The sequence below is a fragment of the Polyangiaceae bacterium genome, from assembly GCA_016715885.1.
Classification (GTDB): Bacteria; Myxococcota_A; Polyangia; order Polyangiales; family Polyangiaceae; genus Polyangium.
This window is the reverse complement of the sequence record JADJXL010000001.1, coordinates 616,757-642,471: the sequence shown is the minus strand read 5'-3', so window position 1 is coordinate 642,471 and position 25,715 is coordinate 616,757. Positions and strand designations below refer to the sequence as shown.

At 60.0% G+C, this 25,715-nt stretch carries 17 protein-coding genes; 11 read left to right on the top strand and 6 right to left on the bottom strand.

Annotation, left to right across the window (positions count from 1 at the left end; all coding sequences use genetic code 11):
* Nucleotides 1-111 precede the first annotated feature (111 nt).
* A complete protein-coding gene (locus IPM54_02685; GenBank protein MBK9258724.1) occupies nt 112-1,473 on the top strand; it encodes a hypothetical protein in 1,362 nt (453 codons plus the stop codon).
* A 12-nt stretch (nt 1,474-1,485) separates the two neighbouring features.
* Here the strand turns inward: IPM54_02685 and IPM54_02680 are convergent, their stop codons facing one another.
* The 6 genes from IPM54_02680 to IPM54_02655 form a co-directional block, all read right to left on the bottom strand.
* Complete coding sequence (locus IPM54_02680; protein MBK9258723.1) at nt 1,486-2,100, bottom strand: hypothetical protein; 615 nt, start codon at nt 2,098-2,100, stop codon at nt 1,486-1,488.
* Between the two features lie 15 nt (nt 2,101-2,115).
* Nucleotides 2,116-2,814, bottom strand: coding sequence for an AAA family ATPase (locus tag IPM54_02675; protein MBK9258722.1), 699 nt, complete (start codon nt 2,812-2,814; stop codon nt 2,116-2,118).
* 98 nt (nt 2,815-2,912) lie between these two features.
* A complete protein-coding gene (locus IPM54_02670) occupies nt 2,913-3,521 on the bottom strand; it encodes a hypothetical protein (protein ID MBK9258721.1) in 609 nt (202 codons plus the stop codon).
* Nucleotides 3,522-3,694: 173 nt separating this feature from the next.
* Nucleotides 3,695-6,058, bottom strand: coding sequence for a VCBS repeat-containing protein (locus IPM54_02665; GenBank protein ID MBK9258720.1), 2,364 nt, complete (start codon nt 6,056-6,058; stop codon nt 3,695-3,697).
* Nucleotides 6,059-6,209: 151 nt separating this feature from the next.
* On the bottom strand, nt 6,210-8,381 hold the full coding sequence (locus tag IPM54_02660) for a hypothetical protein (GenBank protein MBK9258719.1): 2,172 nt from the start codon (nt 8,379-8,381) through the stop codon (nt 6,210-6,212).
* A 442-nt stretch (nt 8,382-8,823) separates the two neighbouring features.
* On the bottom strand, nt 8,824-8,997 hold the full coding sequence (locus IPM54_02655) for a hypothetical protein (protein ID MBK9258718.1): 174 nt from the start codon (nt 8,995-8,997) through the stop codon (nt 8,824-8,826).
* 147 nt (nt 8,998-9,144) lie between these two features.
* Between IPM54_02655 and IPM54_02650 the strand changes: the two genes are divergently transcribed.
* Genes IPM54_02650 through IPM54_02605 form a run of 10 tightly spaced genes read left to right on the top strand, consistent with a single transcriptional unit; the run spans nt 9,145 to nt 25,653 of the window.
* Complete coding sequence (locus IPM54_02650; protein ID MBK9258717.1) at nt 9,145-10,773, top strand: DUF2169 domain-containing protein; 1,629 nt, start codon at nt 9,145-9,147, stop codon at nt 10,771-10,773.
* Complete coding sequence (locus IPM54_02645) at nt 10,770-12,530, top strand: hypothetical protein (GenBank protein ID MBK9258716.1); 1,761 nt, start codon at nt 10,770-10,772, stop codon at nt 12,528-12,530. Before IPM54_02650 ends, IPM54_02645 begins: the two co-directional genes overlap by 4 nt.
* A complete protein-coding gene (locus IPM54_02640; protein MBK9258715.1) occupies nt 12,527-13,558 on the top strand; it encodes a DUF2169 domain-containing protein in 1,032 nt (343 codons plus the stop codon). Before IPM54_02645 ends, IPM54_02640 begins: the two co-directional genes overlap by 4 nt.
* Nucleotides 13,555-15,999 carry a type VI secretion system tip protein VgrG gene (tssI, locus tag IPM54_02635; protein MBK9258714.1) on the top strand — a complete coding sequence of 815 codons (2,445 nt, stop codon included), beginning with the start codon at nt 13,555-13,557 and terminating at the stop codon, nt 15,997-15,999. The genes IPM54_02640 and tssI (IPM54_02635) overlap by 4 nt, the downstream gene beginning before the upstream one ends.
* Nucleotides 16,000-16,012: 13 nt before the next feature.
* Complete coding sequence (tssI, locus tag IPM54_02630; GenBank protein ID MBK9258713.1) at nt 16,013-18,199, top strand: type VI secretion system tip protein VgrG; 2,187 nt, start codon at nt 16,013-16,015, stop codon at nt 18,197-18,199.
* A gap of 8 nt (nt 18,200-18,207) precedes the next feature.
* Nucleotides 18,208-20,463 carry a type VI secretion system tip protein VgrG gene (gene tssI / locus IPM54_02625; GenBank protein ID MBK9258712.1) on the top strand — a complete coding sequence of 752 codons (2,256 nt, stop codon included), beginning with the start codon at nt 18,208-18,210 and terminating at the stop codon, nt 20,461-20,463.
* Nucleotides 20,460-21,212, top strand: a complete 753-nt coding sequence (locus IPM54_02620; GenBank protein MBK9258711.1) for a hypothetical protein — start codon at nt 20,460-20,462, stop codon at nt 21,210-21,212. The genes tssI (IPM54_02625) and IPM54_02620 overlap by 4 nt, the downstream gene beginning before the upstream one ends.
* 27 nt (nt 21,213-21,239) lie before the next feature.
* Entirely contained in the window at nt 21,240-23,279 is a 2,040-nt protein-coding gene (locus IPM54_02615; GenBank protein ID MBK9258710.1) for a hypothetical protein, read from the top strand.
* The gene (locus IPM54_02610; GenBank protein ID MBK9258709.1) at nt 23,276-24,622 is read left to right on the top strand and encodes a hypothetical protein; all 1,347 of its coding nucleotides are present in this window, start codon (nt 23,276-23,278) and stop codon (nt 24,620-24,622) included. The genes IPM54_02615 and IPM54_02610 overlap by 4 nt, the downstream gene beginning before the upstream one ends.
* The gene (locus IPM54_02605; GenBank protein ID MBK9258708.1) at nt 24,619-25,653 is read left to right on the top strand and encodes a hypothetical protein; all 1,035 of its coding nucleotides are present in this window, start codon (nt 24,619-24,621) and stop codon (nt 25,651-25,653) included. Before IPM54_02610 ends, IPM54_02605 begins: the two co-directional genes overlap by 4 nt.
* Nucleotides 25,654-25,715: the final 62 nt, after the last annotated feature.

Below are 25,715 nucleotides of genomic sequence, written 5' to 3'. Positions count from 1 at the left end.
TCTGCATCCGCGTCCGTGGTGGCTGCTCCAGCTCGCGCTTTGAGCGTACGCTTTGTGCTTGCATCGAGCGTCGACTTCCTTTGGTATCCTGGGCAAAAAGGAGCCGTGTCCATGAGGTATTCGATTTGCCGCGCAGCCATCTTGACGTTCGTTGCGCAAGCCGCTTTGTCGAGCGTCGCGTGCAGCGATGACCCGAAGCCTGCAACGAGCAGTTCGACGAGCAGCTCGAGCGGCGGTGGTGCCGGTGGCGAAGCTGGCGGAGGCGCTGGCGGCGTGGCTGGCATGGGCGGCGGCGGCGCTGGCGGAAGTGGCGGCGCTGGCGGAAGTGGCGGCGCTGGCGGAGGTGGCGGCGCTGGCGGAAGTGGCGGCGCTGGCGGGAGTGGTGGCATGGGAGGAGGCGGCGCGGGTGGCGGGGGTTCGATGGCGTCGTCGTCGCTAGCGCTCGGGTGGGATCATAGCTGCGTGGCGATGGTGCCGAATGGCAATGTGCGGTGCTGGGGCGCGAATGACGACGGTCAGCTCGGCAATGGGAACAATACCAATTCGCTTGCTCCGGTCGACGTGACGTCAATCGCCAATGCGCAAGCGGCTGCAGGGGGCTATTTCCATTCTTGTGTCATCGTTGATGGCGGAGCAAAGTGCTGGGGCAGGAACACGGACGGGCAGCTCGGGGATGGTAGCAAGAGCAATTCGAATGTGGCGAAAGACGTGATTGGCCTCGACATGGCCATTGCGATCGATGGAGGTTCGAGCCATTCGTGTGCATTGCGCAGCGACGGGACGGTTCGCTGTTGGGGTTCGAATGCGTATGGTCAGCTCGGGGATGGCACGACGGTGGACAAGAGCGCGGCTGTTGCGGTGATGGGTTTGATTGGCGCGACGTCGATATCGACGGGCGGGGTTCATACGTGCGCGGCGATGCTGGATGGAACGGCGAAGTGTTGGGGGCGCAATCAATATGGCGAGGTTGGAGACGGCACGAAGACACAAAGGACGGCGCCCACGTCGGTGAGCGGCATCGTGAATGCCAAGGCTGTGGCGGTGGGGCTTCAGCATTCGTGTGCATTGCTGGGCAATGGCAACGTCGTTTGTTGGGGTCGCAATGATCACGGACAGCTCGGCAATGCGACGAATGTGGACAGCTCGACGCCGGTCGACGTGATTGGGCTGGACAATGTGAAGCAGCTCGTTGCGGGGGTGCGGCACAATTGCGCGGTGCGCATGGACGGGAGCGTGCGTTGCTGGGGGCAGAACGCGAATGCGCAATTGGGAGACGGCACGCTCAATGATAAGAGCGCGCCTGGAGCGGTATCGGGTCTTGGTAGCATCGCGGCGCTAGGCGCGGGGACGCACCACACGTGCGCGGTGAGCAACGATGGACAGGTGTATTGCTGGGGCAATGGCACATCGGGTCAGCTTGGCAATGGGATGGCGATGACGCAGAACGTGCCGGTGATGGTGGTGGGGCTTTAGCGGGCCCTGCAGCTACACGCAAAAGTGGCTCAGGGGGTATTCTTTACCTGCGGGATAATAGGCAAACTTCAGATCGGACAACCCGCCGGCGAAGGGCGGCGTGTATCGACAGCGTTTCTCTTGAAGGTTGCCTTTGGGCACATACAAGCCCGGTTTGTTGCAGAAGACCAAACCACGGTGCTCGACGGTCGAGAGTGCATGCATCGGCCGGTGATGTTTCGCCATGGTCACGATGTAGTCGGCGAGCAATTTACCATTCTCGATCTGCTTTCGTGACCCCTGGGGACTGGTCGACTTCATCTCGCAGTGCAGGATGAACAGCCGGTTTTCATCTCGGGTGAGGTCGTGACAGAAAACGATGTAGTCGCACATGGCGCCGATGTCGGGCAAGTCGACGCGAAAGAGCGGAAAGAGCCGATCAGGTGCGGAAAGCGAGCGACTGCAATCGACGCGAGGGCAGATGCCGCCGGCAGATCGATCCGGTCGGACCATGAAGGCTTGCCCGCTCTTGTGCAAGGTAATCGCCTTGCATGTGCTTTTCGCGTCGGTTTCTTCGAGCAACAGCGGACCACGCTCGATGAGGTTCGGGCGTAAGATGTCACTGATGGCTTGCAGAAGCGTCATCATGTGCGCCGAACCTGATTACCCCAAGAGCCGAGCGTAAAGGCGCTGTTCGTCGGCATTGAGCCGGTCGACGACGTCATCGATGGTTTTGATGGAGAAGCCGGTTTCTTCGATGGGAACGGGTTTGGCGGTGTGCTCGTCGAAGAGGTAGACGCCGATGCGATCCGGCGCAATGGCCCACATGGGATCATAGCCCATGTCTTTGGCTTCGTCTTCGGGCAATTTGCTGAGCATGATGAGGTGATTGAGCTCGCGCAGGACGTAGTCGCTGTGGGTGCTCATCATGATTTTGATTCCGCGCCGCGCGGCTTTGGCGAGAATGCGAGTGATGATGCGCTGGTTGTCCGGGTGCAGATTCAGCTCGGGCTCGTCGATGATGATGAAGTCGCGCGGATTGGCGAGGTGGCGGAAGTAAAAGACGACGCTCGACAAGGATTTCACGACCGAGGCGGTCAGGTGCATTTCGAGCTGCGCGTCCTTGTTGTCATTTGGGGCAAACCGCAATTCACCCGTATCGGCAACGCTGATGGTTCCGTGAAGGACGCTCGATTCGAGTTCGTCAGCGAGATCAGCGAACGGGCTCTTTTGCCTTTTCAAATTGGCGAGGTCATTGGCAGTTCGGAGACTGTCGCGAATGGGCCATGGGTATCTGCCGGCTTTGCGCCGTATCAACTCGAGCGGATCCTTGATGCGTCCATCGATGTCCGCGTCGACCATTTCGTCGACGAGCTTGGTGCGTTCCAGAGCGAGTTCTTTGGCGAAGATGTTGACGGCAATGCGTTCGGCGGGGAAGAGGGTGCACTCTCAGAAAAGGTTTAGGGCCTAGGGCCAGCTAGATGAATGAAATTTTGCTTCGCGGCTATCGCCCGCTCTTTCACGGACATAGCCGCAACCATCGTGGTCGTGACGGCCTGCGCTTCAGGCGTGCGAAATCCTTTCTGCAGGATTGCCTTGGCATCGATTTCACGATAGCTCGGTTCGAGAACCCAGTATAGCCGCCGGTCGTGCACATCCAGGGTGAGACTGCGACCATCCGCGAGCATCCCGGTCGCCGCGATGCGGAGAATTTCCTCCGACGTTACCCCGTAAATGCCGATGCTCGCGCCAGCGAACCGACTTTCATCTGCGGCAAAACAAAGGTGCAACTTCCCTTGATACTGCTTCGTGATGCTCGCGATGATCTTGTCATTTTCGGCGGCGAAAAACTCCGCAATGTCAATCGAATGGTCCGGTGACTCGATAAGCTGCTTCACCCAGCGGGTCAAGTCCACTTGCGGCTGCGGACGCATGCGGTGCAGTCCGTACACGCTCCACGCCAAATACGTTTTTCCTGAATTGTTCGGCCCCGCCAAGACGATGATGTCCTTGGACAAGTCGACTTCCGCTTCGCGAAGAGGGCCGAGATTTTGAACTCGAAACAACATGCGTGGATCCGGACCGTCTGGCAACAATCGCGCCGCGGCACGGGCACGCTACCCGAAGGGCAACGCAAGGGCAAGTTCTTCGTAGAGTTGGCTCGTCCCCTCTCACGCCCCCGGCAGACGGCGGCTGGACGCTTCTCCACTTGCCGCCGCCCTACCCCACGCAACGCTCGACACTAAAATCGCAGGTTGCGCACGACCGCCACGACCATGCGATTGCTATACGAATACGTGTACGTGAGGTCGAGGTCGCCGTCGTGATCGACGTCGTACGGATCCATTCCGCGCGGCGCCTCGTAATCGAAAAGATGCGTGACCGTCCCCTCGCTGGTGAAACGGTGTACGCCGGTCTTCTTCTGGTTGTTCGGCACCACGAGCTCGATGGCCCCGTCCGCGTCGAAGTCGCCAACGCTGTAGTGGCCAACCGCATCGATGTTGTCGAGCAACGTCGAGCGCGTAAAGTTGCCCGTGCCGTCGTTGAGGAAGACCTCGAGCCGCACGCTGTTGGTCACCACCGCTCCGAGGACGTCCTGGTCGCCATCGCCATCGACGTCGAGCGCCTTCGGGTTGCGCAACTCTTCGTTCACGCTCCAAGTGAATTGCTGACCCTGACTGTAATGGTGACCGGCGTCGGCCATCCAAAAGGTGAGCGACTGCGTGAGGTTGTCGAAGCACGCGAGATCGACGGTCGCATCGCCATTGAAGTCCGCAGCAGGGGCAACGTAACACCGAGTCGTGTTCGCCGTGTTGACAGGCGGACCGAACGAGCCCGGCGCCGTCGCCAGCGCAACCTCGATTTGCTTGCTCGGCGCATACACCGCGTCGAGCAATGCATCGCCATCGAGGTCGACCCATTGCATGTTCCACGCGTTTTGCAATGGCATGAGCTCACTGCCGAACGTGCAACCACCAGCCCCAAGCCATAACCGAAGCGTGCCGTTGGCAACGACGTACGCATCGGGATGGCCGTCACCGGTCACGTCACGCACGACGCGATCCGCCGCCGTACCGGCGCCCGTGCACAGCTCGGGCGCACCGAGACGCAAACCCGCGTCGAATGCGTATTTCTCGAGCGGACCGTTGTTCTGCGCGATGACGAACTCGGGCTTCGCGTCGCCATCGAAGTCGACCCAATTCAACGTGTCGCCCCCGTCTTCCCCGTCGTACACGACGGATAGCGGCGGCGCCTTCAGCTCGCGATTGCCTTTGTTGAGCGCAACATGCGTCGCGGCAAGGACGACATCGGTCAACCCGTCACCGTCCACGTCCCTCAGATGCGAAACGGTCGAGCCCTGGGTGTTCCAGAAACCGCGACGATCCCCGAGGCCGCCGAGGCCATCGCCATAAAATATTTCAACGAGATCATTGGAGGTAACTGCCATGGGCTGACTCACGAGCACCACGTCGTCGTAGCCGTCGCCATCCATGTCGGCGACGTCGAGGTCCTGTGGCAAGCGCGTGGGGTATTGCGAGCCGTGGACGAGCTGCCCGGAGGCTTCACCGAGCATGACCAGGACGAGGCCGCCCAAAAAATCCTTGACGCCGAAAACCACGTCGTCGCGACCGTCTGCGTTGAAATCCGCGATGGCCATCGTCGTCACGGAGGTCCATTGCGATCCGTCGTCGATTTCGATGGACGCAGCAATTTGGCCGGTACCATCATTCGGGAGAACATAAATGCCCCCGGTCCAGTTCACGCCAACGACGTCGCGGTCTCCGTCACCATCGATATCCGCGAGCACGGCCAGGTCCAAATCGCGCACTTGTTTGGAATGCAGCACGAACGAGCCATCGGGCTGCGCAAGGTGCACACGCACCTCGTTGTTGTACGTATCGACCTCGACGACGTCGTCGCGTTGATCGCCGTTCATGTCGCCAAAGGCGCCCCAACGTATGTCGACCGGCACGGGGGCATCGAAGACGCCATCGCCGTGACCGAGCAGCAGGTAACGGGGAATTCCCGCGGCAATGAACAAATCGACATGGCCATCGCCATTGAAGTCGCCCACGTGACTGATCGACGCGGACGACGTGCCCGAAAACGCCACTTCATGCGTTTGGTTGAACGTGCCATCCATTTGCGCAATGGCGAACCGAAAGACGACGTGGTTCTGCATGATGTGCGGACTGCTCAGGTAAGCATCCACGCGTCCATCGCCGTTGAGGTCACTCAGCAGCCTCAAATTCCCTGGCAACCCTGGCCAGCGCTCGGGCAATTCGAAGCGGAATTCCCCGCCACTCATGCCGCCACCCATTCCGCCAGCACCGCCGCCACCCATTCCGCCAGCACCACCGCCACCCATGCCGCCAGTGCCGCCAGCACCACCGCCACCCAATCCGCCAGCACCGCCGCCACCCATTCCGCCAGCACCGCCGCCACCCATGCCGCCGCCGCCGGTGCCCGACGTGTCACCTCCAGCAGCGCCTGTCGAGCTGGGCGAGGTGCTGGGCTCGCTTCCGCAACCGGTAATGCTCGCAAGGGCGAGGGTCGTAACGACGGACACGAAGGGAACGATTCGGAACCAGCGAGAGCTTTGCATGAGGTACCTCCACGAACCGAGGCAACGCCGAAGGTGCAGTGTGCCCTCCCGATGGTTGCCGGAAAAGCGGTCGAACCAGGATACGGTCCAAGGGGCGGAGGTTATGCGAGCGGCCAAACGCTGTCAACGGTGTGCACGATCGCCGTTCGGTTCACGTCACGGTTCCGTCGCTCTTCACGGTGAACCCGAGCCGCGCGCTGTATGCCCAAAGTTTGTCCCAGTATTGCTCGCGAAATGCTTTGATGGCCTCCGCCCCTTCGATGACGAAGCTGAATTCCGACAGCGGTGACGGGTACATGTTGTCCGATCCGATGAGCACGAGGCCGGTTGCATCGTCGTCACCTTCGGACACGAAGAGCACCTTGGAGTGGTTGCCGGGCCCGAACTTGAGCTCCGCTTTGTCCTTCTTGTTCCAGAATCGACCGCTCGTGTAAATCCTTTCCATCTTATACTTGGCGTCAGGCCACACGTAACTGCCGCGATCACGCGTCGTGCCGCGCGCTTCGCAGAATGCAAGCGGTGCTATCGTGCAAAAGCTCGGATCCTCTGGGGATTCGATGCCGTGGACCTGGGCGGACCCGATGGACTTGGAGAGGTCGAGGACCTCGAGGCGTGCCGGCAAGTTCGACGTGGATGAAGACGCTTGGCGGGCTCGCACGGCGGCGTCGGAAATGCGTTCCGCTGCCTCGCGCGGGCCGTCGCCGTAGCTGTAGGCCAAACCTTCGGAGTTTTGCGTAAACCGTGCCGAGACGATGATTTGAATGGCAGTGCCCTTGGGCGTGGCCCTCAATCTCCGACCAAGCATCTCGCAAATGGTATGTTCGCTGGGCTGCCGTCCGCCGAAGAAACCCGCATTGATCAGGTCCTGCTGGGACATTCGAATCACCGTGTTCTTTCGGTCGACGATCATGAGGCGCTTGACAACGTCAGCCGCGTACTGGCACGCCTGCTCCTCCGAGAGCCCCGTCGTGACCGAATGGATTTTCAGCCCCGCGGTGCAGTCGATGCCGAAAACTTTGGTATCACCCCATCGCCCAACACCCATGATCGCGGTCGCTGGCACGGACCCCTCGGGCGGCGCGCATTTCGCCTTCGCCGGCAAGGTTTCCATGGGGTAATACCAATATTGATTCTTGAGGACGTTCGGGACTTCTTTTTGCGTACCAAGCTCGTACGCCCACCAATTCTTTGGAGCCCATAGCTTGGTGGCCGCGGTCGAGAGGTCGTCGAAACTTTTTTTCTGCCAGTTGAATCGATAGATCCAGAGGCGGCCGCTTTCTGCCGCCTTGAGCCAAAGGCTGCCCGCAAAGGCGTTCGCGGATTTGGCGCCAGGTCCGGTCACTTCCGCGGTGATGTCATGGATGACCGGCGCCTTGTTGGAGCTCACTTCTTCGCACATGTTGTGCCCACCCACGACCGCGTATTGTCCATCCCCTGCGACGATCTTGGAATGGTTGAAGGTGGAAATCATCCGGCCCATGTCCGAACCGTAGAGCACGATGGGCTTCGATGCGGCGCCACTTTGGGAGATGCTGTCGCTGAACGGCTTGAGCGTGTTTTGGAGCTGGTAATAGAATTCGTTCCAATAGGTATTCGCTCCGGTGCCGTACATGTTGGCGGCGGTCATGCCGAAGAGAATCCGAATCATCAGCGCGGGCGCCGTTTCCGGGCTTTTGCTCGCGGCGGCGACCCATTTCTCCAAACATTTGGATATACCCGCGCATATGCCGAGTTGCGCTTCACTGCCCGTAACGGGGGGGCTCAGCGACGTGATGTCGACCAAATAGCGCGATTGCGCGATGACGGCCTTCCATCGATTCACGAGGCCCGACCATGCACCTACTTGGTCCATCTTCGTTTGCACGGCATGTGTCGTCGCAACCTCGCTCCACGGGTCCTCGTTCCCGCCAAGGACACCGTTCCAATTCATACCGGAGTGGTGCTTCAAGTACGCCTGGACGCGCTCGGTCTCCTTTTCGCTCAGGCCCCCATCCAAGGAAATCCCGAGCACGCCGCATGCGTGCGCGATTGCGTTGTAGATTCCCGCACCCATCCCAAACCGCTCGTCACCGAAGCCCCACAAGCTTGGCGTGTCATAAAACTTCACGTAGTTTTCGGCCCGCGGATTGTCTTTGCTCGCTTTCGTCCACCGCGGCACGTTTTCGAGGACGTTGCCAGATGCCAACAGCCCCTGCTCGAGCGGCGGCTTTCCCGAGACCGACACACCCCACACGCCCATGTTGTAGGCGCCAAGGAAACCGGCATGCGACGATATGGGACCGTCGAACAACCGATTCATGTAGTCCTCGATCCGCGTCGTCATCGTCGTCTACCCTTTCCTAGGTACCGAAGCTGCGAGAAGCATGATCGCCCTGTCGAAGCGCGATCGCAAGTATTTAACTCAGCACGATTGCGAAATGGGCAGCCCCGCTTCGCTCGTGCGTGGAGGTCGTCGTTGACGCACACGCGGCGCTGACGTAAGCGACGAGCTCGAAAATGCGCACTGCACCCTTGCCAACGAAGCTCGCAGCCGCCGTACTGGTCCTGTTTTTCGCTCATGCAGGTTGCGAACGAACCACAGGTCCCGGTGCTGGCACCGCCCCCTACGACGCCGATTGCAGTGTCGATGCAGAATGCACTGTCACGAACGACCCCGGAGGTGGTTGTTGTGCCAATTGTAGGTGCCTTGGCGAACCCGTCGGCATCAACAAGGAGCAATATGATGCGCGCAAAGCCAGGTGCGCGGTTCAAGGAGCGTGCCCCTGTCAAACCGAAGAAATTTGCCCCAAAGTAGAGCCTGCGAGCGCATTCGTTGCGCGATGCCGAAGCGGAAAGTGTACTGCGGAGCGACGCTGATGCCCGTCGCGCGGACAGATTGAAATGTCCAAAGGCTCCATGAGGTTTGTCGTGCCAATCATGCCGAACGCATTCTTGGCCACGCCCAAGAACCTCGATTTGCAATCACAATGTAAAATAATTCACCAAAAACCTCCTTGTACGCAAACGTGGACATAGCATAACATCGGTCGGCGCCGTTCGTTGCCGAGCAGGGCCGCGTGCGGGCGAATGTACCGAGAAAGCTTGACATGGATCTCATAGCGCAAGGGACAATCCCCGTTGCAAAGGTCATTTGGCGACCGGGGCATGGCGGGTTTGCTTTTACCGTCGTTTGCAAAGCGACTTTCGACCTCCAGCCAAGCGTGTCGCCTCTTGCCCAGCAGCAAGAACCCGTCATCGAGGCAGACGAATGGACCGAGACGGGAAGCCTCTTGCGCTCGACCGATCTCGTGCCTTTCAAAAAACGCCCCGAGGTTCTTCTCGTGGGCGACGCGTATGCGCCCGAGGGTCGGCCGGTGACGTCCGTCGTCACGCGGCTCGTCGTGGGGGACATCGACAAGTCGATCCTGGTGGTGGGAGATCGGTACGTGACCGCCGATGGGCGAGTGGGCGAACCGGCTACGTTCGTGCGAATGCCGCTCGTTTGGGAACGTGCCGTGGGAGGGCAGGACAATCCCGTGGGCAAACCGTTCGGCGGGGCAGCTCGCACGACGTCGTCGGAATGGGCCCTTGCACCCAACCTGTATCCGCCAGGGTTCGAATTGCCGCGCCCCGGCGCATCGATCGCTCCCGTGGGGTATGCGCCCATTTCGCCGCTATGGCCATCGCGTTTCGGATGCTTGCAACAGCACGCGGCCGGCTGGGATCCGCAGCGTTGGCACGAGCGTCCGCTGCCAAGCGACATCGACCTTGCGTACATGAATGCAGCACCAGCCGATCAGCAGCGATCGGCGGCCTTTGCCGACGAGGTCCTGTATCTCGAAAATCTGCACCCGGATCTCGCGCGATTGTCCACGCGTCTCGCCGCCGTGACGCCTTCCGCAACCGTCGATCAAGGCGCCGGCCCCGAGCCGCTCAAGCTGCGGTGCGATACGCTCGTCATCGACACGAATCGGGGGCTCGCCATGCTCGTGTGGCGAGGTCTCGTGGTGATGGACCGTCCCGATCGCCCTGGGCGCGTCGTCGTCACGTGCCCGGAATTGTCGGAGCCGTCCACGCCCGCTTGGATGAGTGACGACTTCGATTCGACGACCACGATGATCCCAGGCATTACGGGGCGTGCTCCAACGGCACTGCCGTTCTCGAAATCCGCGTCCCCATCTGCCTTTCCGCCGGCATCTTCGATCAGCTCGAGGAGAGAAATGAACGACAGGGTGGCCGTCGGGGATGGCACCCATACGCTGATCCCGGGGCTCAACGTCCAGAATGCCCCCGTGTTGCCATTCGCAGGTGGACCGCGCGAACAAGCGCTGACACGCGCCGAACCGCCTCCGTTCAAGCCCCCCACGGATACGCCCGCCCCCACGGGCCTCGCCGCATGGATGCAACTCGGCGCCGACAGCCCCACGCCAAGCACACGGGCCGTGCCATTGCCGTCAGCCCCGCCAGCACCAAGCCCGCCAGTCATGGCACCGCCCGTCATGGCGCCGCCAGCAGTGGCGCCGCCCGTCGTGGCGCCGCCAGCAACCACGCCGCAAGCCATCCAAGAAACCAAGCGCTCGCCCGAACCCGACTCCACGGAAGCTCGCTTGCGCCTCATTCAGCGAGCCATCTGGAAAGGTGAGCGGCCCATTCAGCAAATCCTCGCCGAACACGGGCTCACCGAGCTCGAATGGCGCGCCGCTAAACGAGCCTCCGCTCGAAAGAGCAGCGTATGAGCGATCTGGCGGCGAGTGGTGACGGTCACGCGCATGACCTCGCCGATCGAATGAGCCACGACGAACGCGTGGTGCGCGAACGCCTCGGTGTCGTGCGAGATCTGCTGCAAGCCCAGCGTGCTCGACGCTCCCTCGCGGCCGATGCGACCGCACCCCTGCGCTCAGCGCTCGCGTCGTTCGTCGATGACGCCCGAACCGAAGGGTGGACGCGCGCATTCGATACCCTGATCGCCGCGGCACGCGAAACCACATCAACTGTATCCACAAGCACAAATCATCGCGCCGAGCTTGCCAAAATCGTTGAGTACATCACCGAAATCGAGCCACATGTCGTGCGGCTTGCGCAGACGAGGCGAGGTCCGACCGCACGTGAAACAGCGGCGGCGCCAGCGCATCCGTTTCTGCGTGCGTCGATGGGTGGCGTCCCCGCGCTGCATCGGATACCGGGGTTCGTCGTGCCAAACACGTCGGAAACCTGGACGGCGAACTTCGTCGAGCCGGGCGCGCAGACGCATCTGCGTGCGCTTTCACGCGACGTGCTCGACGAGCTCGCGTCGCTCGCGCTGTTGCGTGCGCCTGCACCGGACGAACCTTGGACCATCGGCGCCGGCTTCGAGGATCGGCTGCTTCAACTGCTCGACGCCGCCGTTACGTTGAGTCGCGGACCGATTCGCTTGGACATCGTGCGCGCAGCACGCGCGCGCGCCGAGGAATCACCGGTGGCGGAACCTTGGCGATGGTTTGTCCCGGCGTTCCTGCTCGCGTGTACCGAGGGCGAACGCGCGATGGACGCGATGCGCGAGGTGCTCATCGAGGCGCCGGATGGAATGCGTGAAGGATTGGTCGATGCGGTTTGTCTTGGCTCGAATCCCGATCGAGCGGCCATCGCGCTGTCGCTGCTCGACGAGGACGACCGTCCCGAGCTTCTTTGTACCGCGCTCGATATCTTGGTTCGCCTCGGAAAACCCATCGAGGGGCGTTTTCTGGAGCTCGTCGAGCATCCCCATGCGGACGTGGCCACGCGCGCAGTGACGGCTGCGTCCGTCCTTTCGGATGCGCCGAGCGTCGTCCGTGTGCTTCAGCCGCTGCTCGCGGAAGACGCGATCTCAGCGCACGTGGCGTGCGTCTTGACAACCTTAGCGCCCGAAGTCGGAGCGCCGCACCTGCGTGAAGTGGTTCGGCGGGGCACGAAGGATGGCGCGTCCGAGGTCGACACGGAGCGCGCAGCCCGCGCAGCCGAGGCGCTTGCAGCGCTGGGACAAACGCGCGACACGCAGCAGCTCATCGCGCTGGCGGCCGTGACGGACGGCGCATTGGCAGCGCTCGCGACGTTGGGAACGCCGGAAGCGCTCGCCTTTCTGCGCGAGGAATACACGCGGCGCAGCTCGTCGCCATGGCGAGCGGACGCGTGCGTCGCGCCGATCGAGCGCATCACGGGCATTCGTGAACAAGACGAACCGACGCCGGAAGGCCGCGTGCGTGCGCGTGAAGAATGGTTGAAAGGCGTGCACGCGTTCGACGTTCCGAAAGGTGCGAGCCGGGTTCGTCAGGGCCAACCATTTCAACCGTCGGCCATCGTCGACGAGTTGCAACACCCCGAAACGCTGATGCGCACACGGGAAAACCTGGTGTTCGAGGCGCGCATTCTCGGTGCACGTGCGATACCGATCGACCTCGAAGGCTGGCTCGCTCCGCAGCGCGAGTGGCTCGAGCTTGCAAAACGAGCCGGTTGGCCCGCACCGACGAGGCGGTCATGAGTTTTTCCCACCTCGTAAAAAGTTCCACATCGACGGTGGTCGACGCCGTGGATCGAATGGCGGACGATGGCCATGACGTGCTCATCGTCGCATCCAAACTATCGCTTCGATTCGATATGGCAGGCGCGCTTCGTTTGACGGCGCGACCTCTTCGGCATTACGACGTGGGCGATGGCGTCGGCGGCGTGCGTTTTCCGCATGACTTTCCGCTCGATCGGCCGGGCACCGACGTGCTCCTCGTGGGGACGTGTTTGCCCGGACGCGTGCCTGCGACGACGCGGATCGTGTCGTTTTCGGTGGGCCCGATGAAAAAGTCGATTCGAGTGTACGGCCCGCGTGTTTACATGAAATCGCCGCTCGGTGTAAAGCCGGGCCCCGCGGCCGCAATCGTTGCGACGCCGCTGCGATTCGATCATGTCTTCGGCGGTCGAGACGGTGACGAATACGAAGCGAGAAATCCGATCGGCTGTGGATTTTCCAAACACCCGGAAGCATTGGTGGGCAAGGAGGCGTATCGTCTGGAGCCCGCTGATTTAACGACGTTCGCGCTGACCAGCGGGTGCTTTGCCCCCATCGATTGCGGTTGGGAGCCGCGACGATCGCTCGTTGGAACGTACGACAAGGATTGGCGCGACAATCGATCGCCCATTCCGCCACGGGATCGCGATCCGCTGTTTCACTCCGACGCATTGCCCGAGCAGCGTTCGCCGCGACCGCTGATGACGCCGTTCGTCATTGAAATGGCCGGCTTGTACGGTGAAGAGGCCGTACGTTTGCAAGTGCCCGAATACAGGGTCGTCGTGACGACCCACGTCGAGCGTCAGGATCCGGTGATGTCCGAAGCGAGCCTCGTGCGGGTTTTCGTCGATGCCGATGCGCGTATCGTCGAGCTATTGTATGTCGCTCGCCGGAAACTCCCGCGTAAATGGGAGGCGCTCACGGCCATTCGCGTCACGACGCCGAGCTCGTTGCCGGACGAAATCAAGTTTCACGAAGGGCCGTCTAGCTTATTGGAGGGAGGATCATGAGCAATCTCGACATGAGGGCAATGCGGCTCGAAACGGGCGCGGGAGCATTCCCTGTACGCCATGCGATCATCCGCGAAGAATTGAGCACCCCGACGTGGGCGACGGTCGAATTACGCGTTGCATCGGATCCTGGGTTCGGCTCGATGGTCGATAGCGATGCTCGATTGGTCTTCACGGTCGGCGGCAGAGCGGTTCGCGACGTGTCATTGCGGGTGCGTTCGTCGAAGTTTCTCGGGCACCGCGAAGGGCTTCTCGCGTTCGAGCTCGATTTGCGCGCGGCGATGTGGTTTCTAAGGCTCTCCAAGAATACGCGCAAGTTTCGCGATCAATCGACACGGGAGATCGTTTCGCAGGTGATTGGCGGCCGAGTGCCTTTCCGATTCGAAATCGTCCGGGAGCCGTGGTCGTTACCGTATGTCGTGCAATATGAAGAGATCGATTTCGACTTCGTTTCTCGGTTGCTCGAAAAGGAAGGTATTTATTATGCCATCGAAGACGACGGCACGGTCGTCTTCGCCGATCAATCGTCGGCGGCCGATCCTTTCGGTCCTCACGGGTCGCTCGCGCTGATTACGGCGCAAGATGCCCTGACGCACGGCGAAGAGGCGCTTTTTGCATTGGGTCGAGGCACGCGCGTGGGCACCGGGCGTGCGACGGTCAACGATTATCATTGGAAAACACCGGACCTCGATTTGATTCAATCGGTCGCCGGGGCTCGGGACACGGCGCTCGAAAACTACGATTATCCCACGGGTTATCGCCTGCCCGATCAAGGCAAAACCCTGGCGCGTCTCCGCGTCGAATCGTTCGAAGCGCGCAAGCGGTACGTTTCCGGAGAGACGTCGTTCATCATGCTCCGCACGAATCGATCGATTTCGATCGCGCACGCCGATGGTATTTCGTTCGCGGGCGACTATTTTCTCGTGTCGGTGACGCACGAATTTCGTCATGCCAGCGACGATGTAACGACGCTGAAGAATCGATTCGAGGCCACTCCGCTTTCCATTCCATTTCGCCCCGAAATTCGCACGCCAAGGCCCGAAGTCGGCGGGTATGACACGGCCATGGTTCGTGGGCCGATTGGCGAAGAAATTCATACCGACGTCTACGGGCGCTGCAAAGTGCAATTTCATTGGGATCGCGAAGCCAAAGGGACCGACGAGGATTCGCGGTGGCTACGCGTTTTGCAAGAGACATCGAGCTCGATGACGCTGGCGCGTATCGGCTGGGAGGTCGCGATCCAGTATCTGCATTCGGATCCCGATCGTCCCATCGTGATTGCCCGGATGATCAATGGGCAAATGATTCCCATTTACGGGCAACCTGCGCATCAGAACGTGATGGTCATCCGCACCGAAAGTTATCCGGGGAAAAACGGGTACAACGAAATCAAGATCGACGATACGAGTGGCGCGCAGAAAATTTACATGAGGGCCCAGCACCAACATCTCATCGTCGTCGAGCACGATAAGCGAGAATGGGTTGGTCACGATGAAACGTACACGATCGAGGACAATACGTCGCGGCGCGTGGACAAGCACCAGACGATGCATGTGGGGGATGATCACAAGGTTCGCATTGGCGTAGATGAAGGGCTCACGGTCGAATCGAACCGCACCGAGACGATTGGCGGCAATGAAACGGTGACCGTCGGTGGCGCGATCGGGCTCGACGTGACCAAAAACGAACAGGAAATCGTGGGCGCATTGCGCATGACGATCGCGGGAGGCATTACGCCTCCGAAGCCGCCCAATCCACTCGATGCGTTGAAAAGCGCGCTTCCTTCCGCGCCGAAAAAGCCCGATCTGAAAGAGCTCGGGCAACAAGCCTTGCAAAACCCGGCAGGGGCAAAAGAATCGCTCGGATCGAGTCTGAAACAATCCATACCCACGCCGGCTTCCTTGAAAGAATCCGCGACGTCATCATTGAAAAAGGCGGTCCAACCACCTTCACTCAAGAGCCTTCTTTCGGGGCAAATCACGCGTGCGGTCAGCGGAACCCTGAAAAAAACGGTGGGGGGAGCCATGATCACCCTCGCAGGCGAAGGCGTCTCCGAAAACGTGCAAAAAATGTTGGCCGAGGTCATCGGGGGTCTTCGCGTCCTCATCGGAAAGAACGGTGACGTGGCGAATACGAGCGCGGGGAGCTTCACGCGCTTGATTGGCGGAATGGTCCTGAAAAAAGCAGGCAAAGACGTGGCTCATTCAGCCGAAGAATCCAACGTTACAATCGCAGGTAATGCGGAGATGACGGCGGCAGAGAAGCTCGAAGTGCGCGGGCAAACCATTACCATCGAAGCAAAAAAGCGAGCGCACCTGAAAAAGGGCGACCTTTCGATCGAATTGACGCCGAGCAAAATCAACATCGAGGGATCTCTCAAGCTGACCTCGAAAGATCGTATCCGGATCAAAGGCGCTCCGGACAACGTGACCCGAGACTAGGAGGAGGGACGTCATGCGAAATGCAGCAAGTCATGCAACCTTCGAGGTATCGGGATCGAGCTTGGAGGTATTCGCGGTCGAAGGATCGGAAGGCGTATCGACGCTGTTCACGTACGAAATCGGCTGTTCGGCGACATTGCCATTGCCGAGCGCGTCTTCGGTCATCGGTGCGGAAGGGACGCTCGTGCTGGTGGACGTCGACGGGCGTTCGCGCAGCATTCGAGGGTTCATCGAGCGGGCGCGTGCAAAAGCCTACGACAATGAGCAAGGCGAAATTCGCATCGTGCTTCGACCGGTGATTTTCGATCTCACGTTGGGCAAAGCGTCGCGGACATTTCAATCGTCGACGATTCTCGACATCTTGCAGACCGTTCTCGGCCGGCACGCAGGCTCGACGCGGTTTGCTTTTCCAAACGGCGGGACGATCGCCTATCGTGTGCAGCGAGACGAGAGCGATTGGGACTTCATTGCACGTACGCTTGCCGATGCGGGGCTCATGTATTGGTTCGATCATGCGCGCGGAGGCTCGCTCGTCATTGCGGATGGGTTTTCCGCGGCCGATCCGCTCGAAGGAGACGCCATTCCGGTGCTGACCGAGTCGTTCATCGGCGGGGTCGACGAAGGAATCGTGGAGCTCGGGTCGGGCAATGCGGCTGGTTTCACGGCGCACGCGGCCAAGGGGTTTCGCTGGGGAAAACCAGCGCTCGACGTCTCCGAAAAGGCAGGGCAAGGCGGATACGAGTCGTACGAATACGTCCTCGAAGTGCCGGGATTGAAAAGCGTCGGCGGTAGCCTCATGAAGCAGGCGCAAGGACGAGCGGATGCGCAAAGAATCACCGGCGTCGTTCGATCGGTTCGATTTGCGCCTGGCATTTCATTACCCATCGACGATGGCGGCGACATTGCGGGCAAATACGTCATCCAATCCGTTTCGGTCAGCGCCGAACGTTCCGACGACGCCGGGTCGCGCTTCAATTCGTTCACCTTTGGCTTTGCGGCTGCGAGCGGTTCGAGCGCGCCGCAGCCGGAGCCTCCGAAAGCGCGCCGATCCCACAATGGTTTGTCGCATGCCATCGTCACGGCCGGCGCCGGTGACGAGGTTTTTCCTGACGAATCAGCTCAGGTCCGCGCGCAATTGCATTGGGATCGCGGTGGTGCCTTCAATGCATCGTCGGGCACGTGGTTACGCGCCACCCAGCGTCTCGCGCCCGCCAGCATGATGATTCCGCGAACTGGCTGGGTGCTCGCGACCATCGGTCAACGCGGCTCGGCGGATATGCCCATCGGGCTTGGCCGAATTTTCGACGGCGAGCATGTGCCGCCGTATGGATTGCCAGAAACCAAGACGCGTGTCGTCTACAAAACCGCCACGGTGCCCGGCGGCGGTTCGTTCAACGAAATTCATTTCGAGGACAAAAAGGGCGCCGAAGTCATGTTCATCCACGCCTCGAAAGACACCGAGATCCTCACGCGATATTCGAAGAGCGAGATCATCCACAACGATGCTCGGCATTTCGTCGACGGTCAGCAAACCATCACCGTGAATCAGGGGAAAAACAGCAATGTCAAGCTGACCCAGACCACGGTGATCGGCCGTGACGAAATCATCGAAGTCGATGGTGACATGAGCAAATCGGTCCATGAAAATGAAACGATCACCATTGGCGGTGGACGAACCATCCGTGGGAAAATGGGGCATTCCACGACCGTCGGGAAAGATCGCAAGCTAAAAGTGGGGGCGGCGCTCATCGACATATCGCTCGGGCAGATCAGCCGCGAGGCGAAAAACGCATTGACGCTCGTCGGGGGTGTCTTGTTGCGAATTGCCGGGCAATCCGTCAGCCGCCGGGTAGGCCCTGTCTGGCTCGAAACGGTCGGCGGCATGAAATACGTGAAATCGGGTTACAGCATCACCGACAGCTCCGCGAAAAACACCACCGAAATGATTGGGGGTTCAGTCATGCTCGAAGCAGGGACGACCATCAACGAGGATTCCAGCAAAAAGGGCACCTGGACGGTCGTCGGAAAGCTCAGCGGTGACGCGAAAGAAGGCTTGATCGAGGCGCACGATAAAATCGAAATTCGCTGCGGTAAAAGTGTCCTCACCGTCGAGCCGGATGGCCTCACGTTTTCATCTCCACAAATTGAGCTCGAAGGCAAAGAGCTGGAGCTCATCACCGCGGTCATCGAGCACAATTGAGGTATCCCGTGGCGCAGCATCACGAAATTCGATACATCGTCACGTTGCAAGGTCGAAGGCTCGAAGCGCGAACGGTTCGAGGGCGCGAAGCGTTGTCGGAGCCGAGTCGCTTTCGCTTGACCGTGAATCTACCGATTGAAGACGATATCGATCCGGACGACCTTGCCGGCGGTGACGTGCAATTGCACATCGAGCGTCATGGCGTGGACGTGCGGACGATTGCATTCGTCGTCATGCGGGCCGAACGAGCGGCGGCTGCAATGGCACCTGGCGTCGTGCAAACCGTGCTGGAGCTCGATGTCACGAGCCGCCTCGCATTGGCGGAATATCGCGTCGATTCGAGGGTTTTTCGCGACATGGACGTGCCCGATATCGTCACGAAGGTGCTGGCGACGTTTGGCATTGGCGTAAAGAAGCATCTTTCGAGCTCATATCAAGTACGGCCTTATACGGTTCAATACAACGAGTCGGATTTTGCATTCGTGAGCCGGTTGCTCGAGGACGAGGGCATTTTTTATACGGACCGGGGCACGGGCGACACGCTCGTGCTCGGCGATGCCCCTTCATCGTACGATCATTCGGGGACGAAGCTTGGATTCGTCCCGACGTCGGGGTTTTTCACGACCGAGTCGGCATTGACCGATGTTGGATATGCGGGTTCTGCTGCGCCGTCGAAAGTGACGATGCGCGACTTCGACTTTAAAAAGCCGAAGCTCGATGTCGTCGGTACGGCCGAAGTTCCTGCTCGTGCGGCTGCAGGTGGTGGCGAATGGTACGAATATCCCGCGGGTAGGACGGATCCCGGTGGTGCGGCGCAAAAAGCTCAAAAAACGGCCGAAGCCTTTGCGGCTGCGCAGAATCGATTCGCAGGCCGGGCAACCGAGCTCTCCCTTGCGCCCAATATGGTCATTCGAGCCGACGGGCTTCCGGCGGGATTCGAAGACGGTGAATTCGCTGTCGTCCAGGCGGAACATGAATGGGAGCTTTATCGCACGCAATTCGCGATTTCATTCGAAGCGCTCGAAGCGAACCGCACCTTCCGACCGATGCCGCGTACGCCGCGCCCATCGCTTGTCGGTGGAATGCTCGGAAAAATCACGGGGCCTGCAGGCGCGGACATTCATTGCGACGAATGGGGCCGAACGAAGGTGCATTTCCCTTGGGATCGCATTCAACCCAAAGACGACAATTGTTCGGATTGGATTCCCACGCTGCAAGACAATACGGGCAGCTCGATGGGCATTCCACGTGTGGGGTGGGAAGTCATCGTGCAGCACCTGGAAGGCGACGTCGATCGCCCCGTCATTTTGGGCCGCACGTACAACACAGCCGATACATTTTATTCCAAGCTGCCAGCCAACCGAATGTGGACGACCCTTCGATCGTTGACTTCGCCGCGGTCTCCCGATGGCTCCACAGGTGACAACTTGATCCAAATCAACGACAACGCGGGGCTCGAGCACATCTATTTTCATGCCCAGCGTGATCAAGAAGTGCAAACGGAGAACGACAAGACCGAAACGACGCTTTCGACGGATTCGCGGATCGTCGATGGAAACGAAGCGATCAAAGTGGGTCGGACGAGGAAAATTTCAGTGGCGAAGACGCGGAATTCGAGCGTCGGTGGTGATCAGGTGGTGACGATTGGTCGCAATCGAACGGTGAAAGTAAAAGGTGCGCACACGGAGACCGTCACGGAGAATCGGAAGCTCACCATTGGGACCAAGCACATGCGTCGATTCGATACGATGGACGAGCTGCGGGTCCAGAAAAACGCGACCGAAAAGATTGGCGCGCTCGATCTCGAAATGTGCCCGGAAAACAACGAAAGCTCGACGCGAATCGCCGAAGCGAGGCTCGTTGGAGGTGCGATGATCGAAATGGCGAAACAAGGGATCGCGCAGACGGTCGAGAAAGCCCGCGTGGAGATCGTCGGCGCATTGCTTTTCGAGCAAGCGAAGGAACGTATTGGCCAGCGAGCCTCAAAAAACCGCACGACCACGATTGGCGGCAATTACATCGCGAATGCGGCGACCGACATCCTCGTCTCGGGACTCGAATCGCTCCAAATGACCGTGGGCGAGCTCGTGCTGTCCGCGAAAGAAAAGCTGACGCTCAAGGTGCAGGATACGACGCTGATCCTCGAGGGCGAGCGATCGGTGATCGACAGTCCGAGCCACATCACGGCCAAGGCGGACGGGAAAAACGATTTTTCGGCGGGCCAAACCGGGCAGAATGATCGGGGCCGCGGAGGCTCGAAATGAAAACGGTATATTGTCTTCAAGTCGACCACACGCACCACACGGCGATGATGGTTTGTCTCAATGGTATTCCGGTGTATGATCGCGCCGTAGGAAACGAGACGATCAGCACCACGAGCGCCCCTGATCAATGGCTCGTTCCAGGGCAAAACACCATGTCCCTCACGATGAAACGCGGCGAGGTGGGGCCCACGACGGCCATTGCGGTGTTCATGCGAGACATGCGGACGAATACGAAGCTTGCTAGCATTCAGTGGCCAGCAGACTTCGCGACGCCGACGGATCCGGCGCCGCTCGGTACGCGCGTCGCGTCCTTCGATGTCGATTCGACGCACGAGCGGCCCGTATTCATGGACGCGCCGCGCACCATCATTCCTCCCGAAGGCAACGAAATGGCCTACGCACAGCTCGAAGCCATGGTGCGAGCATTTCGATCAGCGGATCCGGATGGTGTGTATGAAGCCATTCGATTGAAGACCGAAGAGCACCATCGATTTCATGGCGTCCAAGCAAGCGCACCGGAGACCGTCCGGCGGCTCGTCGCGGAGCGGGTCAAAGAACCTTATTGGATGCAGCCGCTCGATCGGGACCAATTGTTCTTCGAGCCTTGCGCCGACGGCAGACTTCATCGGGTCACGAGACGCGACGGCAACCCCGTGATTTACGGATATCCAGCGACCGCGAAGGCACCGGCATACAAGATCAACCCATTCTTGATTCTGATGGGCGACGGGTACCGTATCCTTTTTTGATGCAGCTTACTTTTTGCGAGCGTGACCATGACCAAGGCGACGAATCAGAAAAAAGGAATCGTGACCCGAGGCTCGGGCCATATCGCGGAGAGTAGCGGCGTGTCGCTGCCGTACTTCGAGGTGCTGCTCACGGGCCTCGTGATGGATGACAACCACATCGAAACGTCGAAATGCTCGGTCGCACAATCGGCCAAGCGCACGTTCATCGAGGGCCACAACGTCCTGCACCATGAATCCAAGATTGGGATTCCTTTCGGCGGCGGCCCTTCGACGTACGACAAGCCGCACAGTTTCGCCAAGAATACGCCTCCCGCATTCAAATTTTTTGCCGAACCCACGGAAAAATCGCCCGACACGAAGGTCGAGGGCAAATGGATCGTCCGCACGTTCGACAAGACCGTGCAAGATGGCCGCAATGGACCGGGCCAATTTTCGCCGGCGCCCAATGCGACGGAAATCATCGACGAAGACGAGCTGCTTTTTCAGCAATGCGCCGTCGAAAAAATCAAACTCGAATGCTCGCACGGCCGATCGACCTTGGATGGCGAGCTGCACGTCTACATCGGCGACGTCGTGACCGTCACGGCTTATCGCGTCAACGCGAGCGAGACGGATCCCGAAAAACGAAAAGACATCCATTGTCATATCGAAACGTTCAAGAAGAAGAAGAACCCGCCGGCAGAGGAGACGAAACACGCAGCATTCGTCCTCACACGCAATGGTCGGGAGATCGCTTGGCCCGGGCCATCTTGGACCGAAATAAAGAACAAAACGCTCGTCGGAGAAAATGGCACCGAAGCCGTCGAAGGGTCGGACAAACCGGTCCATATCACCACGCTCGAGCTCGCGGAAGATTGGCTCCTCGAAGTGGAGGAGGAAGAAGAAGTCGACGCTGGTGCCGAGCGTGAGGATTTGGTCACTGATGCCAAGCGCGACGCGCTCAAGAAAAAGGTCAAACGCGCCAAAAGACGTGTCGCCAATGCAAAGGCGGACCGCGGGCGGAAAAACAAAAGCAGAATCGTCAGGCAAGAAAGGGGACTCGAGGGGCGTGCCCAAGGGCGGCTCGACGACTTCGACGCCCAGCAAGAGGCGAGAAAAAAGAACGCCGACACCGCTGACGCGGTCTTCAGCAAAGCAGGGCTCGCGCTCGATTCATACAAAATGGTCATGATGGTGTTCGCCTTCCAGCCATTGCAGATCCAAATCGAGGCGCATGGCTGCTCGCCGGGCGCAAATGCCCTCGTGAAGGCGTACCCCGTCGATGAATTCGAGGTGGATCTCACCGCGCTCAAAGACTTTCCGTTCATGAACACGGTGGCCCAGATCAAGCATCTGGTGAGCCTCATTGCGGATTTTTTCAAAAAGATCGACGGATTCGTCCTCATGGGCGAACCCGGCAGCACAGGCAAAAAAGGGGACGTCGGCGGCACCATTTACTTCTTTCGCGGGCGAAAAGACCTCAAAGACTGCGAACCGGTTTTGAATCTCATGATGGGCTGGCGAGAGCTCGAGCGTGATACGGGCGGCGACAAACCTCGCAAGGCTTGGCAGATCCACAGGGCTTGGGAGCTCGAAGTGGGCCTCGAGCGGCTCCTCGGACTCACGATTACGTTCGAAATCGACCTCAACCTGTGCGCCCCCGCAGCCGCCGTCTTCCTCGATATCCTCCGAGTTCTCGGCATCAACGCCGGTATCTTCTTCGTCGTCGACATCAATCTCGCGATTGGCGTTTCGGGCACGGTCGGCGTCGATGAATACAACGAATGGACCTTCAGCGCCAATGGGCAACTGAGCAGCATCCTCAAATTGTCGCTGGTCGGGAAGTTTGGCGAATTTGGAAGGATCGAGCTATCCGTCGCAGGCGTTTGGCAGCCCAAGTTCGAATTGATGAAAAATGACAAAGAACAAACCGTCATTCACCGCAAGGAGAGTACGTTCAACATTGTCGTGAACGTGATGGCTGCCGTCGATATTTGCGGTTGGGAGGTCAGCAAGGAATTCGAGATTCATCGCTGGCCGTTCGAAATACCGGAAGGCGATATGGTCGTCTTCGGGGGAGGCACATGACCCGCAATCTCGTCGCCTGGGTGCCCATTCGCGGTACGTTCTGGTCCGGCGTGACCGGCGCGTGCGTGACCCATTGGCGCATCGATCGCAGGCTCGCGTCGTCGCTCGCGGTGCGCACACGCGTGAGCCTGGATCACGATACCTGGCTGCCCGGAGAGCCGTCCGAGCTTGCGCCGAGTGCAATGAGCCGCGTCCCGACGCTCGACGACGGAATGCCCGTCAAGGACGACGCCGACGTATTCGTCGAGCATTCGCCCGGTTTGCGAGGACGAGCTCTTTTGCTACGAATCGATTCGAAACATATCGAAGACGCTTTGGCGCCGGATCCAGGCTGGAAAGGGCCGCCCTTTTTCCGCGATCGCATTTCGTTGAAAAGCGAGCGTGGCCTCGAAGCCTTTCAATTGGCCCCGCCGCGACGAAGAGCCGGTCTGCTCGGAGAAAATGCGACCATCGGCTGGGACGTCGACGGATTCCAAGGGCCCACGGGGTCGCTCGCGTTCACCCTAGGCGCGCTCGTGCATTTCAAGGACCACGCCCCTACCCTCGTCGAAATGCTTTGCGACTCCGTGTACGCCGACGTGGATCGTCACGAATTGGAACTGGTTTGGCGAGGCATCTACGTCGATACGCAGTGGGGTGCGGGCGTCGAGCGCATTCTCATTGGCGTCTTGCCCGCTGGCCTCGACGAAGACGCGCATATCGAGCTGCTCGAGGACGGCCTTCCGCACGCGGTTTTTGCATTCGCTGCGTCGAACGAAGACATCGAAAAGCAGGTAGCGCCGCCGCCATTGCGGGACGAGGAAATGACCATGGCTCGCCTTTCGAGTTGGGAAAACGGCCCCGGCGCGTGCGTGCTCAGCGCTGACGAATTCGCGCAGATATCGTCGGAATTGTCGTCGGGGAAGCGGGACAAGGTGCTCGCGTCGCATGGATTCGATGAAATTGCCTGGTCGCGTGAAGAATGGGCGCAAGGTGAACGCGTCGCGAATGAAAGCGCCGAGCTGCCGGATGACCTCGGAGACGACGACGGTGGATCGGACATCGAAGTGAAACCGGCGCGTATACGTGCTTCCGCCAAGAAAATCGATATTGCCGATTATGCCAAACTTTCTGCGCACCTCGAAGTGCGGGATCCTGCACGCGTGCTCGCCGAAGCCAAGCTCTCCGTCGGCGAATTCGTCGCGCTCGAAGAAACGATGGCCGAAACGCTCGACGAGGACGCTGACCTCGCTGCGGAATTCGAGCGGCTCTTGCCCACGTATCGCGAAGAGGCGGCATTGGCGCACGCCGCCGATCTCGAGCGACTCGGGCTCGATGCACAGGACGAGGGGTCGCCGCAATGATGCCTTCGATTTATTCGGTCGGCGCGTGTACGGCCGTGGGACTTTCCGCCGAACAGACGGCATTTGGCCTTCGCGCGGGTATGTTTTGCCCGCGAACGATTGGTCACGCAGACAAACGCGGCGAGCAGCTCGGTGCAGTGCTCGTCCCTGCCATTCACGAGGAAATCGAAGGCTGGGAACGACTCGTTTCGCTTGCACTTCCGGCATTGCGCGAAGTGCTCGGGCCGCTGGGTGGTCGAGGGCGCGTTGGCCGTATTTTTTTGGCGCTTCCCGAAGTTCGCGCAGGGCATTCCGCAGACGATCATACGCGTGTCATCGACGAATTGGCCGATGCGGAACTGGATGGCGATCAGCGATTGTTCACCAAGGTGGTCGGCGATCGGGAGGCTTTTGCGACGGCGCTCGTTGCTGCAAAGGAGTATCTCGATGCGAATCGCGACGCCATCGTGCTCGTCGGCGCGGTCGATTCTTATCACGATCTGCGGACGTATCGCGCGCTCGATGACGATTACCGCATTCTTTCCGAACGTGCGCCCAATGGGTTCATTCCTGGAGAAGCGAGTGCATTCGTGGCGCTTGGCGGGCGCGTCAATGGTTTGACCGCGCTGTCGCAGCTCGCTTTCGTGAACGTGGGCAGCGAGCCTTCTGAAGACGACGTGCTTGCCGAAGTATGGACGCAGCTATCGCGCAAAGCGGTGCGTGCCGCGACGGGAGCGCTGGAATCGAGGGGCGAAGCGGCGGGTGCGCCGTGGATTCTCGTGGATCAAACGATGGAGCGGCATCGCAACAAGGCTTGGCAAATGGTGCTTCATCGATTGCGAGACCATTTCGATCCCGAATCGACTGTTCAGGGTACGCTTGCCGAAAAGCTTGGTGATGTGGGAGCGGCGAGCGGGGCGATTCTTGCCATTCATGCGACCATTGGACTTGCGAGCGGCTTTGCGCCCGGCTCGTCGGCGCTCGTCGCGCTTGCGTCGGATCGTACGGCGCGTTCGACGTTCAGCCTCGTGACGCCGAAGCGTTCGGCATAATACTCCCGAGCTCGGATCGGACTGCCGCGCAACGCTCAAGGTGACTCCCGAGCTCGGATCTG